Annotated in this window: 1 pseudogene; it reads left to right on the top strand. The window is 32.0% G+C overall.

Features of this window, described 5'->3' with window-relative positions:
* Nucleotides 1-241 (top strand): annotated as a pseudogene (locus AC3II9_RS22405) (hypothetical protein); the annotation flags it as partial.

Below are 241 nucleotides of genomic sequence, written 5' to 3'. Positions count from 1 at the left end.
AATTGCTATTTCAGGAGATACAGTTTTTTCAGGATACAAGGATAATTCAGAAGCTAATCAAAATTCTAGATTTTTAATGAAGTTACCAAATGCAATTAAAGAACAGGTTTGGTTTTTAACGGGAGATTTGGGACAAATAGATAATCTCGGTAACTTGACATTAAAGGGTCGTTCCAAAGAATTAATTAAACGAGGTGGAGAACAAATCTCTCCAAGTGAAATAGAAGATAAATTAATCGGT

The sequence above is a fragment of the Lysinibacillus sp. RU7 genome, assembly GCF_057837305.1.
The sequence above is the reverse complement of the archived record's forward strand: the minus strand, read 5'-3'. Positions and strand labels throughout refer to the sequence as shown.